This window comes from Kineococcus aridisoli, assembly GCF_050871885.1.
Taxonomy (GTDB): Bacteria; Actinomycetota; Actinomycetes; order Actinomycetales; family Kineococcaceae; genus Kineococcus.
Genome location: NZ_JBJLSF010000106.1, coordinates 1 through 14,988 on the forward strand (window position 1 = coordinate 1; position 14,988 = coordinate 14,988).

A 14,988-nucleotide genomic window follows, 5' to 3' on the forward strand; every position below is an offset into this window, starting at 1 on the left:
CGCGGTGCACCGCGCGAGATCACCGCCGGAGCGGGGACGCGGCCTCAGACGTGGGCGGGCGTCTGGGCGTGCTGGGCGCGGGCGCGCTCCAGGGAGCGCTTGCGCAGCGCCTCGGCCTGCTGGCCGATCTTGACCGCCTTCTCCTCGTCGCGGGTGAGGTTGCGCCCGGAGGACGGGTCGAAGACGTGCATGCGCGAGGGGTGGAACCACAGGTGCGCGGTGTCGCCGTCGCGCACGGCGCTCATCGCGTCCAGCGTGACGACGAGCTGGCTGCGCATGCTCTCGCCGTCGAGCTCGCGGTCGAGCTCGGCCAGCTGCTCGCGGGTCTCGGCGGCGGCCTCGAAGGGCACGTAGGCGTACAGCTCGTTGCCCAGCCACTCGGTGACGTCGACCTGCGCCTGGAAGGTCACCGCGCCCGAGGGGGCGTCGGTCACCTCGGCGTCGTCGAAGTGCTCCGGGCGCACCCCCACGATGAGCAGCTTGCCGTCGTGCTCGGCGCCGACGGCCGCCGGCCGGGGCACCTCGCAGAACGGCAGCTGCAGGCGGTCGCCGGCCACCCGCGCGGGCAGGAAGTTCATCGGCGGGGAGCCGATGAACCCGGCCACGAACAGGTTGACGGGCTGCTCGTACAGCTCGCGCGGGCTCGCCACCTGCTGCAGGACGCCCTTGCGCAGCACGGCCACCCGGTCGCCGAGGGTCATCGCCTCGGTCTGGTCGTGGGTGACGTAGAGCGTCGTCGTGCCCAGCGAGCGCTGCATGCGGGCGATCTCGGTGCGCATCTGCCCGCGCAGCTTGGCGTCCAGGTTGCTCAGCGGCTCGTCGAAGAGGAACGCCTTGGCGTCGCGCACGATGGCGCGCCCCATGGCCACGCGCTGGCGCTGCCCCCCGGACAGGTTCGCCGGCTTGCGGTCGAGGTGGTCGTTGAGCTCGAGCATGTCCGCGGCGCGCTGCACGCGCTCGCGGACCTCGCTCTCGGGCACCTTGGAGTGGTTCAGCCGCAGCGGGAAGGCGATGTTCTCCCCCACCGTCAGGTGCGGGTAGAGCGCGTAGTTCTGGAAGACCATGGCCAGGTCCCGGTCGCGGGGAGCGAGGTCGTTGACGCGCTTGCCGTCGATGAGCAGGTCGCCGGAGGTGATGTCCTCCAGACCGACGACCATCCGCAGCAGCGTCGACTTCCCGCAGCCGGAGGGGCCGACGAGGATGACGAACTCGCCGTCGGCGATGTCCAGGCTCACGTCGTTCACCGCGGGGAAGCCGTCCCCGTACTTCTTGACGATGTTCTTCAGCTCGATGCGGGACATGCGATCAACCCTTCACGGCGCCGTTGGTGAGACCCGCGACGATCCGCCGCTGGAACACCAGCGCCAGCAGGACGACGGGGATGGTGACGATGACGGCCGCCGCCGAGATGGCGCCGGTCGGCTGGACGAAGTAGCTGGACCCGGTGAAGCTCGACAGCGCCGCCGGCACCGGCTGCGCCCGGGAGGTCGAGGTCAGCGAGAGCCCGAAGACGAAGTCGTTCCAGGCGATGAAGAACGCGATGATCGCGGTGGTGAAGACGCCCGGCGCGGCCAGCGGGACGATGACCTTGCGGAACGCCTGCCAGCTGGTGGCGCCGTCGACCTGGGCGGCCTGCTCCATGTCCCACGGGATGCCGCGGAAGAACGCCGACATCGTCCAGATGGAGATGGGCAGCGTCAGCGCCAGGTAGGGGATGATGAGGCCGGGGATCGTGTCGTAGAGGCCGACCCGGCGCCACAGGTTGAACAGCGGGGTCACCATCGTGATGACCGGGAACACCGCCACGGCCAGCGCCGAGGTGAGGACCATCCGCTTGCCGGGGAAGTCCAGGCGGGCGATCGCGTAGGCCGCGAACATGGCCAGCACGACGGCGATGAGGGTGGCGATCAGGCAGGTGATGACCGAGTTGCGCAGCGCCGGCAGGAACAGGTCCGAGCCGTTGCCGGCGAAGATCTCGTCGTAGTTGGCCCAGGTCGCGTCGGAGGGGAAGAACTTCCTGTCCGACAGCGCCGCCTCGGACTTGAAGCTCATCGACACGATGTAGGCCACCGGGACGACGGCGTACAGGACGATGAGGAGGGCGCCGAGGTACCAGGCGGTCTTCTCCTTGGTGGACATGGCACCCATCAGCCTTCTCCCCTCGCTCGGGCCAGGTCGACCTTGAACACCTTGATCGCCATGAAGCAGATCAGCAGGACGCAGACGAACAGCAGGACCGACACCGCCGAGCCGAGACCGATCTCCAGGCGGCTGATGGTCTGGTTGTAGGCCACCGACGAGACCGTCTCCGTCCCGGCGGCGCCGTTGGTCATGATGTAGACGTTGTCGAAGATGCGGAACGCGTCGAGCGCGCGGAACAGCAGGGCCACCATGATGGAGGCCTTCATGTTCGGCAGGGTCACCCGCCACAACCGCTCCCAGGCCGTCGCCCCGTCGACCTTCGCGGCCTCGGTCATGTCCGAGGGGACCTGCGCCAGGCCCGCCAGCAGCAGCAGCGAGATGAACGGGGTCGTCTTCCAGATCTCCGACAGGCAGATGACGGTCAGCGCCGTCCACTTGTTGGCGAACCAGTCGAAGTCCCCCAGCCCCAGCAGGGTGTTCATGAACCCCGTCGTCAGGCCGAACGCGTACTGCCAGGCGTAGGCGGAGACGACGGTGATGATGGCGTAGGGCACCAGGATCGCCGTGCGCACGATCGGCCGCAGCCAGCCGAGCACCTTGTGCATCACCATCGCCAGCGCGAAGCCGATGACGAGCTCCACCGCGACGGTGACGACGGTGATGAGGGCGGTGTTGCCCAGCGCCCGCCACCACAGGGAGTCGGTGAGGATGACGCCGTAGTTCTTCAGCCCCACGAACTCCCGGTCGTCGGGGGCGGTGAGGCGGAAGCTGAACAGCGACTCGTAGAGCGCCTGCAGGATCGGGTACCCGGTGACGGCGACGAGGATGACGAACGCCGGCCCCGCCAGGTACCAGCCCAGCCGGGCCTCGGAGCGCGACTTGTCGCTCTTGCGCCCCCGCTTGGGGGCCGGCGAGGTGACGGAGACGTCGCCCGCCGTGCGCGTCTGCATGGTGCTCACAGCAGCTTCTCCCCTCGCAGCACCTGCTGGATGTACTCCTGCGCCGCCGCCGGCGTGCCCTCGTCCACCGAGGCGACGGGCTGCCACTGGTCGGCGATGCCCTGGCTGACCTCGTTGTAGTAGGCCGTCTGCGGCCGCGGCGCCGCCGCCTGCAGCGAGGTGCGGATCGTGTCGTACATGGGGTACGCCTCCTGCACCGCCGGGTCGTCGTAGACCGACTCGCGGGCGGCGGGGTTGCCGTCGGAGACCATGTACGCCGCCTGGTTCTCGGCCGAGACGATGCACCGCAGCGCCTCGAAGGCGGCGTCGCGGTGCTCGGTGAACGCGCCGACGCCGACGTCGATGCCGCCCAGCGGCGGCGCGGCCGGCTGGTCGGCGCTCATCGCCGGGTACGTGGTCCAGCCGTAGTCGTCGAAGACGGCCTGGTCCATCGTGCCCTCCTCGGCGGCCGCCTTGCCCTGGGCGTAGACGAACGGCCAGTTCACCATGAACGCCGCCCCGCCCTGCTGGAACAGGTTCGCCGTCCCCGCCTCGTCGCGGTTGTCGATGCCGGGCCCGCCGACACCGGCCGCGGTGATGTCCTGCATGACCTTCGCGGCGGCCGCGCCGGCCTCGGTGTCCAGCCCCAGGCGGATGTCCGGCCCCTTGGCGTCCGGGTTCTCGATGACCTGCCCGCCCGCGGAGGCGATCATGGCGTTGACCCAGACCGTCATCGACTCCGCGCGCTGGCCCTGCACGCCGATCGCGGTGCCCTGCGACTGCGCCGCCTGGATCAGCTGCTCCCAGGTCACCGGCTTGGTCATGTCGAGCCCCGCGGCCTGCGCCACCGACTTGCGGTACCACAGCAGCTGCGTGTTGGCCCAGAACGGCGCCGCGACCAGCTCGCCCTTCCAGCTGGCCCCCTGCACCGCGCCCTCGACCACGCCCTCGGACAGCTCCGCCTGCAGCTCGGCCGGGATCGGCGCGAGGAAACCGGCCTCGGCGGTCTCCGGCACGAACACCGGGTCCAGGCTCATGAGGTCGATCGAGGCGTCGTTGCCGGCCAGGCGCCGCATGAGCTGCTCGCGCTGCGCGGCAGCGTCGCTGGGCAGGATCGACACGTCGATGGTGTACGCACCGCCCGACGCCTCGCTGCACGCCTGCGCGATCGTCTGCTGCCCCCCGTTGTCGGGGTTGATGTACCAGTTGAGCGTCGGAGTCCCCGACGCCGTGGACGAGCCTCCGCACGCCGCCAGGCCGCCGGCGAGCGCGATGCCGATGCTCGCCGCGCAGACGCGGGTGCGCCATCTCCCTGCCACAGCCCCTCCTCGGACCTCGTCGTCGCCTGCGCGGCCGCCACCGTGGTGGTCGCCGCGCCGTCGGCTGCTGTGCGCCATGCCTACACCTGCTCTCCACACCCCGCTACCCGGAGATCGCCGCGGCGGCCGATCGTGAGCGGGCTGTGATCGGGCACGGGCCGGGCGGGCCGCCGGCGGGGCTCCGGCGGGGGTGCGCGCCCCCCGGACGAGGGTCCGCGCGCCCGGCGCGCGGCAGTTGGCAGGATGGGCCCCATGGCCAGTGAAGCCCTCCGCAGCGCACCCGACGCCCGGCACAGCAGCGACGACGCCGGCGAGTACCGCACCGAGCACGACACCATGGGGGAGGTCAGGGTCCCCGCGGCCGCCAAGTGGCGCGCCCAGACGCAGCGGGCGGTGGAGAACTTCCCGCTGTCGGGCACCGGCCTCGAGCGCGCCCACGTCGAGGCGCTCGCCCGCATCAAGAAGGCCGCGGCGCTCGCCAACGCCGAGCTCGGCGTCCTCGAGCGCGACGTCGCGCAGGCCATCGCCGACGCCGCCGAGGAGGTGGCCACCGGCCGCTGGGACGCGGAGTTCCCCGTCGACATCTTCCAGACCGGCTCGGGCACCAGCTCCAACATGAACGCCAACGAGGTCATCGCGACGCTGGCCACCGAGCGGCTCGGCGCGCCCGTGCACCCCAACGACCACGTCAACGCCTCGCAGTCCTCCAACGACGTCTTCCCGACCTCCGTGCACGTCGCGGCGACCTCGGCGACGGTGAACGAGCTCGTCCCCGCCCTGCAGCACCTCGCGGCGTCCCTGCGGCGCAAGGCCGGGGAGTTCGCCACCGTCGTGAAGTCGGGGCGGACCCACCTCATGGACGCCACCCCGGTGACCCTGGGCCAGGAGTTCGCCGGCTACGCCGCCCAGGTCGAGCGCGGCATCGAGCGGGTGCAGGCCACCGTCGTGCGGGTCGCGGAGGTCCCGCTGGGCGGGACGGCCGTCGGCACCGGCATCAACACCCCGCCCGGCTTCCCGCAGCGCGTCATCGAGCTGCTGGCCGCCGACACCGGGCTGCCCCTGACCGAGGCCGTCGACCACTTCGAGGCGCAGGGCGCGCGCGACGCCCTCGTCGAGCTGTCCGGGGCGCTGCGCGTCGTCGCCGTCAGCGTCACCAAGATCTGCAACGACCTGCGCTGGATGGGCTCCGGCCCGCGCACCGGGCTGGGCGAGCTGCGGCTGCCCGACCTGCAGCCGGGGTCGTCGATCATGCCGGGCAAGGTCAACCCGGTGGTCCCCGAGGCCGCGCTCATGGTGTGCGCGCAGGTCGTCGGCAACGACGCCACCGTCGCCTGGGCCGGCGCCAGCGGCTCCTTCGAGCTCAACGTCCAGATCCCCGTCATGGCCCGCAACGTGCTGGAGTCGGCGCGGCTGCTCGGCAACGCGGCGCGGCTGCTGGCCGACCGCACCGTCGACGGCCTGGAGGCCGACGTCGAGCAGTGCCGCCGCTACGCGGAGTCCTCCCCCTCGATCGTGACCCCCCTCAACCGGGTCATCGGCTACGAGGCGGCCGCCAAGGTCGCCAAGCACGCCGTCGCCACCGGCTCCACGGTGCGCGAGGCCGTGGTCGCGCTCGGCTTCGTCGAGCGCGGCGAGGTCAGCGAGGAGCAGCTCGACGCGGCCCTCGACGTGCTGTCGATGACGACGCCGAAGAAGGCCTGACCGGCAGGCCTGACCGGCAGGCCTGACCGGCAGGCCTGACCGGCAGGCCCGAGCGGGCGGCCCGAGCGCCGGCGCGCCGGTGGGAGCACCCGCCCCGACACTGGGCGGGTGCTCCCCCAGCTGCTGCTCGTCCTGCTGGGCGCCCTCGCCCTGACGATCGTCTCCGTGCGGCGCGGCTGGCAGGCGCCGCTCGTGCTGGCGGTCACCGGGGCGGCGGTGTCCTTCGTCCCCGGGCTGCCGCGCCTGGAGCTGCCCCCGGAGGTCATCCTCTCCGTCGTCCTGCCGCCGCTGCTGTTCTCGACGACGACGGACTTCTCCTGGCGCGGCTTCGTGCGCCGCTGGCGCTCCATCACCAACCTCGGCGTGCTGCTGGTCGTCGTCACGACGGCGGCCGTGGGCGCCGTGACGGCCTGGGCGGTGCCCTGGCTGGGCCTGGGCACCGCGCTGGTGCTGGCCGCGGTCGTCTCCCCGCCCGACGCCGTGACGGCCGTGGCCATCGGCGGCCGCCTCGGCCTGCCCACCCGCGTGCTGACGACCCTCAAGGGCGAGAGCCTCGTCAACGACGCCGCCGCGCTGACGCTGTTCTCCACCGCCACGGCCGCGGTGGCCGGCACGCAGACCGTCATCGGCGACCCGGTGCTCTTCTTCCTCTTCGAGGCGGCCGGCGGGATCCTCGTGGGGGCCGTGCTGGGCCGCCTGGTGCACGCGGTGCGGACCCGGCTGCACAACCCCGCGAACATGACGGCGCTGGCCGTGCTGACGCCCTTCACCGCCTACGCGGTGGCCGAGGCGCTGGAGACCTCCGGGGTGCTGGCCGTCGTGGCGGCCGGCTTCGCGCTCTCGCGGCGCGCGGTGCGCACCGTCTACGCCACCCGCATCGCCGAGCGGGAGGTGTGGAACCTGCTCGACGTGCTGCTGGAGGCCTTCGTCTTCGCCTACCTGGGCCTGCAGTTCCGCTTCCTGCTCGAGGACGCCCTCGGCGCGGGGACCAGCGGCGCGGGCCTGCTCGGCGCGGGGCTGGTGGTGCTGGCGGCGGTCGTGGCCGTGCGGGTGCTCTGGGTCGCGGGCGGCGGGGTGCTCATGCGCCGGGTGCTGCACGGGCGCTTCTCCCCCGGCGGGCGCCACTACAGCCCGCGCGAGGACCTCGTCATCGCCTGGACCGGCATGCGGGGCGTGGTGACCCTCGCCGCGGCGGCCGGCATCCCCGAGCGCACGGCCGCCGGCGAGCCGTTCCCGCACCGCGCCGACCTGCAGGTGCTGGCGTTCGGCGTGGCGGTGGGGACCCTGCTGCTGCAGGGCTCGACGCTGCCCGCGCTCATCCGCCGGCTGCGCCTGGAGGCGCCGGAGGAGACCACGTGGCTGGACGAGCAGCGCCGGCGGGCGCGGGAGCTGGCCTCGCGCACCGGCCGCGAGGAGCTGACCAGGGCGCTCGACGAGGCGGACGACCCGGTCGAGCGGCACGTGGCGGAGCTGGTGCTGCAGCGCGCCGAGCAGCTGGCCGCGCTGCGCGAGGCCGACGACGCCGAGCAGGAGGGGGCCTCCGACGGCCGCCGGGCGGCGCGGACGGGGGTGGAGCTGCGGCGCAGGATGATCCGCGCGCAGCGGGAGGCGCTGGTGAGCGCCCAGGAGGAGGGCGCGATCGCCGAGGAGGCGGTGCGCGAGTCGCTGGACCAGCTGGACCTGGACGAGGCCTCGCTCTCGCACCGCAGCTCGCCGCGGTTGTGAGCCGGGCGCCCCGGCGGCTGCGGCCGGGGTGCGGGCCCGGACGCGCCGAGGGCGCCGGCCCCCGTGGGGACCGGCGCCCTCGGCGCGTGCTCAGCGGGTCAGCGCGAGTAGTACTCGACGACCAGCTGCTCGTCGCAGGTCACGGGGATCTGCTCGCGCACCGGCAGGGCGTTCACCGTGGCGGTGAGCTCCTGGCGCTCCACGGACAGCCAGCCCGGGATCTCGTTGTCGCTCCAGCCGCCCTCGGCGGCCACGATGAACGGGGTCTTCGCCTTGCTGCGCGGGGCGATCTCGACCGTCTGGCCGGGCACGACGCGGTAGGACGGGCGGTCCACGCGGCGGCCGTCGACGACGATGTGGCGGTGCACGACCATCTGGCGGGCCTGGTAGATGGTGCGGGCGAAGCCGGCGCGCCACACGACGGCGTCCAGGCGCGTCTCGAGCAGCTGGACCAGGTTCTGGCCCGTCTTGCCCGGCTTGCGCTTGGCGAGGTCGTACGCACGGCGCAGCTGGGTCTCGCTGACGTCGTACTGGAAGCGCAGGCGCTGCTTCTCGCGCAGCTGCGTGGCGTAGTCCGACGCCTTCTTCTGCTTGCGGCCGTGCATGCCCGGCGGGTACGGGCGACGGTCCATGTAGCGGGCGGCCTTCGGCGTGAGGGCCACCCCGAGCGCGCGGCTGATGCGCACCTTGGGTCGGGCGTTGTTCATTCTCTCTCCTGATCGTAAGGTGAGCCTGTCCTCAGTCGAGAGGTGCTCGACATCGGCTTCCGCCGACAGGACAGGACGATCGCGCTCCGAGGAGGCACTGTGACCCGGTGGACCACGGCACCGAAGGGTTCGGAGCGCACCGCTCCCCACTCTACGGGCTCCGCGGGGGTGCCCCCGACCGCGGCCACCTCCCAGCCGGCGCCCGGGGCCGGCCCCGCGCCCGTGCCGGTGCGGCCGACGCCCGCGCAGTGGGCGCGCACGCTGGCCGTGGGCACCGTGGCCGGCACGCTGCACCTGCCGCGCACCCCCGGCACCTGCCCGCACCACGCCGGTGGGCACGCCGGCGGGGACGCCGGGGCGGGCGCCGGGGCGGGCACCGGCAAGGGGGGCCGCACCGGCTCGCGCACGGAGACCCACCCCGTGCAGCACCTCACCGACGCCTGGGGCGGGCTGCTGCTGCTGGTGGACGAGGACAGCCCGCTGCAGCGCCGGCTGCTGGAGGTGGACGCGGACGACCGCTGGGACCGGGTGCCCGCCGTCCTGGACGTCCTCGACGTGCCGCCGGGGCAGGCGGCGCTGCCGAGGGCGCGCCTGAGCGTCACCGGCTGGGTCGAGGCCGTCGGCGCGGGCGACCAGCGGCGCCTGGCGGCGGCCGCCGCCGCGGTGCGCCCGCTGGGCGCGCTGCTGGACGTGGGCACCACGCGGCGGCTGTGGCGCCTGGAGGTGGCCGACGTCCGGGTGACGACGGCCTCCGGCGTGCACCTGCTGGAGGACGAGGAGTTCACCGCCGCGGCGCCGGACCCCCTCTACGACGACGAGGACGGCATCGTCACCCATGTCGAGGCCGTGCACCGCGACGCGCTCGTCGGCTGGGTGCTGGCCACCCTGCCGCCGGAGCGGGCGAGCGGGGCCCGCGAGGTCGCGGTGGTGGGCGTCGACCGCTTCGGCCTGGACGTCCTGGTCACCGTCGGTTCCTCGACGACGCTGCTGCGCGCCGCCTTCGCCGAGCCGGTGCGCCACGAGCACGAGCTGCCGCGCGCGCTGTGCCGGCTGTTCGCCTGCCCCTGCGGGGGCTCGGGCCCGCGCTCGGGCCTGCACGGCTGAGCGCCCCACCGCCCGTGCGGGCGGCGGGGCGCTCAGCGGCTGCGCAGCGGGCGGCTCAGTACCAGTTGTTGGCCTTGGAGTGCGACCAGGCGCTGCACGGGGTGCCGTAGCGGGCGTCGATGTAGCCCAGGCCCCAGGCGATCTGGGTGATCGGGTTGGTCTCCCAGTCGGCGCCGGCCGAGGCCATCTTGCTGCCGGGCAGCGCCTGCGGGATGCCGTACGCGCTGGAGGTGGGGTTGTCGGCGGCGTAGTCCCAGCCGCTCTCCTTGGTCCACAGCGAGTCCAGGCAGGAGAACTGCTCCTCGCCCCAGCCCCGTTCGGCGGCCATGGTGCGCGCGAGCGGGCGCGGGTCGCGCTGGGCGCTGCGGGTGGCCTCCTCGGCGGCCAGCCGGCGGGCCTCCTCCGCCAGCCGGGCGGCCTCGGCGGCGGCGGCCGCCTCGGCGGCCAGCCGCTCGGCCTCGACGCGGGCGTCGCTGGCGGCGCGCACCTGGCGGTGCTCGAACCAGGCGGCGGAGGTGGCGGTCTGCCGCTGCAGCTCGGCGGCCTGCAGGAGGCGGTCCGGGACGGCCGCCTCGGCCTGCGGGGCCGGGCCGGAGGTGAGCGCGGCGCCGGCGAGGACCGACGCGCTGACGGCGACGACGCCGGGGGCGGCGATCCACGACCAGCGGCGGCGGCTGCGCGCACGCAGCTCGCGGCGGCTCGCCGGGGCGGTGGCGCCGGTGTCCCGGGGGGTGTCCTCGAGGGTGGTCTCGGTGGTGCTGGTCTGCTCGTCCGTGAGCTCGCTGGGGCGGGAGAGCGGCAAGCCGGGCCTTCCGACGATCGTCCGGCCCACGCCCGGTCGAGCACGTCCACCTCGCGGACGGGTCGTCACCCGCCCCCGGCGGGGGTGGTGACCGCGGGACCCGGCCGACCGGTGCGGGCCGCGCGAGCGGCCTGCCGGTCGACGTCGCCGGCGCCCGCGGCGGTGCGTCCCGCCCGCGGTCGTCGACGGCCTCGAAGTGCTGTCAGCCGGGAACGCTGCCCCGCGGACGGGGGACAAGGCAAACGCCGAAGGGCTTGATCGTCACGGAGAGGTCACGGGTAAGCGACGTTCTGTCGACTTTTGTGGAACATCTCACACCGGATCCAGCGATCGCGGTGGTTTGACGCTGAACCACCGCCGGTGGTTCCCGGTGCGGAGGCGCCTCCTGCACCGGGAACCACCCGTCCCACCCGCCCCGCGCGTGACGGCGGGCGGCGGCTCAGGCCCCGAAGTCGGCCAGCAGCTCGGTGACGAGCGCCGCGACGGGCGAGCGCTCGGAGCGGGTCAGCGTCACGTGCGCGAACAGCGGGTGCCCCTTGAGGGCCTCGACCACCGCGGCGACGCCGTCGTGGCGGCCCACCCGCAGGTTGTCGCGCTGGGCGACGTCGTGGGTGAGCACGACCTTCGAGCCCTGCCCGATGCGCGAGAGCACCGTCAGCAGCACGTTGCGCTCCAGCGACTGGGCCTCGTCGACGACGACGTAGGAGTCGTGCAGCGAGCGGCCGCGGATGTGCGTCAGCGGCAGCACCTCCAGCATGCCGCGGTCGACGACCTCCTCCAGCACGTGCGGGGAGACCAGCGCCTCCAGCGTGTCGAAGACCGCCTGGCCCCAGGGGCCCATCTTCTCCGCCTCGGTGCCCGGCAGGTAGCCCAGCTCCTGCCCGCCGACGGCGTACAGCGGCCGGAAGACGACGACCTTCCGGTGCTCGCGGCGCTCCATCACCGCCTCCAGCCCGGCGGCCAGCGCGAGCGCGGACTTGCCCGTGCCCGCCCGCCCGCCGAGGGAGACGATGCTCACCGACGCGTCCAGCAGCGCGTCGAGGGCGATGCGCTGCTCGGCGGAGCGCCCGCGCACCCCGAACGCCTCGCGGTCCCCGCGCACCAGGCGCAGCTGCTTGTCGGCGTCCACCCGCCCCAGCGCGTGCCCGCGCGGGGAGGAGAGCACGACCCCCGTGTTGGTCGGCAGCTCGCGCGCCTCCTCGTGCTCCAGCCGCCCGCCCTCGTACAGCGCCGCGACCTCCTCGGCCGTCGCGGTCAGCTCCACGACCCCCGTCCACCCGGAGTCGGGGGCCAGCTCGGCGCGGTACTCGTCGGCCGTCAGCCCCACGGCCGACGCCTTCACCCGCAGCGGCACGTCCTTGGAGACGACCGTGACGTCGTGCCCCTCGTCGGCGAGGTTGCGGGCGACGGCGAGGATGCGGGTGTCCCCCGCCGTCGCCAGCGCGCCGTTGCGCAGCGCGGAGGGCAGCGAGGCCACGTCGGAGTGGTTCAGCTCCACGCGCAGGGTGCCGCCGGCCTCGCCCACGGGGATCGGCTCGTCGAGGCGGCCGTGCTCGACGCGCAGGTCGTCCAGCCGCCGCAGCGCCTCCCGGGCGAAGTAGCCCAGCTCGGGGTGGTGGCGCTTGCCCTCCAGCTCGCTGACCACCACCAGCGGCAGGACGACGTCGTGCTCGGCGAAGCGCCCCAGCGCGGCCGGGTCGGACAGCAGCACGGAGGTGTCCAGCACGAACGTCCTGCGCGCGGGGTCCGGGCGGCGGGTCGAGGCGGCCGCGGTGGTCGCGGCGGTCGGGGTGTTCGGCACGGCGGGGCTGGAGCTGGTGACCACGAACGTCTCCCGTTCCGGGTGCCCGGGGCGCACCCGCGCCCGGGCCTCCCTCAGCGGCGGCGGACCGGGACCTCAGGCTCCGTGCAGGAGACCCGGGGCCGGGCCTCCCCGCTGCGCTGGACAGCTCGCACGGCGACCTCCCGAGCGGGCGGCGGGCGCCACCCGGCGAGGCCGACGCTATCCGCCCCGGGCCCGCGCGCCGGGAGCGGACACGCCCGTCCGGGTGAGCCGGCGGGTGAGCGTCCGGTGACCTCGCGGTGACGCCCGGGGGTCCCGCCGCAGGGGTGGCCGCGCTCAGGCGCCGTAGCGGCGCTCTCGGGCGGCGTAGGAGCGCAGCGCGCGCAGGAAGTCGACCTTGCGGAAGTCCGGCCACAGGACCTCGCAGAAGTACAGCTCGGTGTGCGCGCTCTGCCACAGCAGGAAGCCCGACAGCCGCTGCTCGCCGGAGGTGCGGATCACCAGGTCCGGGTCCGGCTGGCCCTTGGTGTAGAGGTGCGCGGCGATGTGGTCGACGGTGAGCACGTCGGCCAGCTGCTCGATGGGCGTGCCCTGCGCGGCGTGCTCGCGCAGCAGCGAGCGGACCGCGTCGGCGATCTCCTGCCGGCCGCCGTAGCCGATGGCGACGTTGACCACGCCGCCGCCGATGTCGGCGGTCTCGCGCGCCAGGTCCCGCAACCGCTGCGCCGTCGCCGGCGGCAGCAGGTCCAGCGCCCCCACCGGGTGCACCCGCCAGCGGCGGGCCGCGGCCAGGCGGGCGACGCAGTCCTCGACGATGCCGATGAGCGGGGCCAGCTCCGACTGCGGCCGGTGCAGGTTGTCGGTGGAGAGCAGGTAGAGGGTGACGACCTCGATGCCCTCGTCGTCGCACCAGCGCATGAACTCGACGACCTTGTCGGCACCGGCGCGGTGCCCGTGCGAGCTGGGGGCGCCGAACGCCTTGGCCCAGCGGCGGTTGCCGTCGAGGATGATGCCCACGTGGCGCGGCAGGACGTCCGGGTCCAGCGACCGTTCCAGCCGCCGCCCGTACGCGCCGTAGAGGAGATCGCGGAGGCCCATCGGCGCTCACCGTATACCTCGCCGCCGCCGCGGCCCCGGGCCGTGCCCGCCGGCCGCGCACCCGCGCCCGCGCCCGGCCGGCGCCGCTGCCGCGCAGGACCCGTGCACCCGCGCGGGCGAGCCGTCCTTGACCGGTTGCGGGCGCGACCATACTGTCGCGTCACGGTGACGACGACGTCACCGGCGGGCAGCCGCGACCACGCGGCCCGTCGCAACGGAGAGCAGAGTGGACCGCACCCCCACGTCCCGTCGTTCCATCCTCACCCTGGCCCTGGCGGCACCCCTGGCCGTCCCGGCGCTCGCCTCGTGCGGCGGCTCGTCGGGGCCCGGGCAACCCGCCGAGGGCGGCGCCAGCATCTGGATCCTCACGGGCCAGCCCGCCGAGGGCATCCGCACCGACTCCATCGACGCCTTCAACGAGGCCAACCCGGACGGTCAGCTGACCGTCTCCTCGTTCCAGAACGACGCCTTCAAGGCCAAGATCAAGACCGCCATCGGCGCCGGCGAGGCCCCGACGATCATCTGGACCTGGGGCGGCGGCGGCCTGCGCAACTACGTCGAGAACGGCCAGGTCGAGGACCTCACGTCCTTCTTCGAGGAGACCCCGGAGCTGAAGGACAAGCTGTTCGAGAGCGCCTTCGGCGCCGCCACGGTCGACGGCAAGGTCTACGCCGTGCCGTGCGAGGACGTCTCGCCGATCGTCCTCTTCTACAACAAGCGGGTCTTCGAGAAGGTCGGCGCGCAGCCCCCCACCACCTGGGGCGAGGTCATGGAGCTGGTGCCGGTCTTTAACGCCGCCGGCATCGCCCCGTTCTCGCTGGGCGGGCAGTCGCGCTGGACGAACATGATGTGGCTGGAGTTCCTCTACGACCGCATCGGCGGCCCCGAGGTGTTCCAGGCGGTCTTCGACGGCCAGCCGGACGCCTGGTCGCACCCGGCCTCGATCGACGCGCTCACCAGGCTGCAGGACCTCGTGCGCGCCGACGGCTTCATCAAGGGCTTCGCCTCCATCACCGCCGACTCCAACGCCGACCAGGCGCTGCTGTACACCGACAAGGCCGCGATGATGGTCCACGGCACCTGGACGTACGGGAGCATGAAGTCCGACGGCGGCGACTTCGTCACCGGCGGGCACCTGGGGTGGATGAACTTCCCGCCCGTCGAGGGCGGTGCGGGCGACCCGAGCAACACGGTCGGCAACCCCTCGGCCTACTACGCGCTGTCCTCCAAGGCCACCGAGGAGGAGAAGACGGCCGCCAAGAAGTACTTCGCCGAGGGCCTCAACACCGACGAGACGACGAAGGCGTGGATCTCGGTGGGCTCGGTGCCGATCGTCAAGGGCTCCGACAGCCAGTTCTCCTCCTCCGAGGACGCCGACTGGCTGCAGTTCGTCTACGACGTCGCCAGCGGGGCGGCCACCTTCACCCAGTCCTGGGACCAGGCGCTGTCGCCGACGGCGGCCGAGGCGCTGCTGGACAACATCGAGAAGCTCTTCGGCCTCTCGATCACCCCGCAGCAGTTCGCCGACGCCATGAACGCGGTCATCGGCTCCTGAGCCGCGCGGTGCCCGGGGCGGGGGGGGGGGGGGCGGGCGCGCCCGGGCCGCGGCGCGCCCCCCCCGCCCCCCGCACTGCGCCGTCGTACAGCGCCCCCACCCCACCCCCCGCCC

Annotated in this window: 12 protein-coding genes; 4 read left to right on the forward strand and 8 right to left on the reverse strand. The window is 73.8% G+C overall.

The features are described 5' to 3' along the window. Positions 1 to 44 precede the first annotated feature (44 nt). The 4 genes from ACRYM2_RS20540 to ACRYM2_RS20555 are packed head-to-tail and all read right to left on the reverse strand — an operon-like array spanning position 45 to position 4,399. Complete coding sequence (locus ACRYM2_RS20540; protein WP_432524295.1) at positions 45 to 1,301, reverse strand: ABC transporter ATP-binding protein; 1,257 nt, start codon at positions 1,299 to 1,301, stop codon at positions 45 to 47. A gap of 4 nt (positions 1,302 to 1,305) precedes the next feature. Then, complete coding sequence (locus ACRYM2_RS20545) at positions 1,306 to 2,139, reverse strand: carbohydrate ABC transporter permease (RefSeq protein WP_432524296.1); 834 nt, start codon at positions 2,137 to 2,139, stop codon at positions 1,306 to 1,308. Between the two features lie 8 nt (positions 2,140 to 2,147). After that, entirely contained in the window at positions 2,148 to 3,092 is a 945-nt protein-coding gene (locus ACRYM2_RS20550; protein WP_432524308.1) for a carbohydrate ABC transporter permease, read from the reverse strand. 5 nt (positions 3,093 to 3,097) lie between these two features. Next, positions 3,098 to 4,399, reverse strand: a complete 1,302-nt coding sequence (locus ACRYM2_RS20555; RefSeq protein WP_432524297.1) for an extracellular solute-binding protein — start codon at positions 4,397 to 4,399, stop codon at positions 3,098 to 3,100. A gap of 252 nt (positions 4,400 to 4,651) precedes the next feature. Here ACRYM2_RS20555 and ACRYM2_RS20560 point away from each other — a divergent pair, with 252 nt between their 5' ends. Then, positions 4,652 to 6,100, forward strand: a complete 1,449-nt coding sequence (locus ACRYM2_RS20560; RefSeq protein WP_432524298.1) for a class II fumarate hydratase — start codon at positions 4,652 to 4,654, stop codon at positions 6,098 to 6,100. A 108-nt stretch (positions 6,101 to 6,208) separates the two neighbouring features. Continuing rightward, the gene (locus ACRYM2_RS20565; RefSeq protein ID WP_432524299.1) at positions 6,209 to 7,825 is read left to right on the forward strand and encodes a Na+/H+ antiporter; all 1,617 of its coding nucleotides are present in this window, start codon (positions 6,209 to 6,211) and stop codon (positions 7,823 to 7,825) included. Positions 7,826 to 7,923: 98 nt separating this feature from the next. Here ACRYM2_RS20565 and rpsD read toward each other — a convergent pair whose 3' ends face one another. Continuing rightward, positions 7,924 to 8,532 (reverse strand): 30S ribosomal protein S4, encoded by a 609-nt coding sequence (gene rpsD / locus ACRYM2_RS20570; RefSeq protein WP_432524300.1) that lies wholly within the window; start codon positions 8,530 to 8,532, stop codon positions 7,924 to 7,926. Positions 8,533 to 8,700: 168 nt separating this feature from the next. Here rpsD and ACRYM2_RS20575 point away from each other — a divergent pair, with 168 nt between their 5' ends. Next, a complete protein-coding gene (locus ACRYM2_RS20575) occupies positions 8,701 to 9,636 on the forward strand; it encodes a DUF2470 domain-containing protein (protein WP_432524301.1) in 936 nt (311 codons plus the stop codon). A gap of 55 nt (positions 9,637 to 9,691) precedes the next feature. Here the strand turns inward: ACRYM2_RS20575 and ACRYM2_RS20580 are convergent, their stop codons facing one another. The 3 genes from ACRYM2_RS20580 to ACRYM2_RS20590 all read right to left on the reverse strand — a co-directional run bounded on the left by ACRYM2_RS20580 (position 9,692) and on the right by ACRYM2_RS20590 (position 13,319). Next, positions 9,692 to 10,438, reverse strand: coding sequence for an aggregation-promoting factor C-terminal-like domain-containing protein (locus ACRYM2_RS20580; RefSeq protein ID WP_432524302.1), 747 nt, complete (start codon positions 10,436 to 10,438; stop codon positions 9,692 to 9,694). Positions 10,439 to 10,877: 439 nt separating this feature from the next. Further along, entirely contained in the window at positions 10,878 to 12,263 is a 1,386-nt protein-coding gene (gene phoH2, locus ACRYM2_RS20585) for an RNA 5'-3' helicase PhoH2 (RefSeq protein ID WP_432524303.1), read from the reverse strand. A gap of 294 nt (positions 12,264 to 12,557) precedes the next feature. Then, entirely contained in the window at positions 12,558 to 13,319 is a 762-nt protein-coding gene (locus ACRYM2_RS20590) for an isoprenyl transferase (protein ID WP_432524304.1), read from the reverse strand. A gap of 226 nt (positions 13,320 to 13,545) precedes the next feature. Here ACRYM2_RS20590 and ACRYM2_RS20595 point away from each other — a divergent pair, with 226 nt between their 5' ends. After that, entirely contained in the window at positions 13,546 to 14,874 is a 1,329-nt protein-coding gene (locus ACRYM2_RS20595; protein ID WP_432524306.1) for an extracellular solute-binding protein, read from the forward strand. Positions 14,875 to 14,988 lie beyond the last annotated feature (114 nt).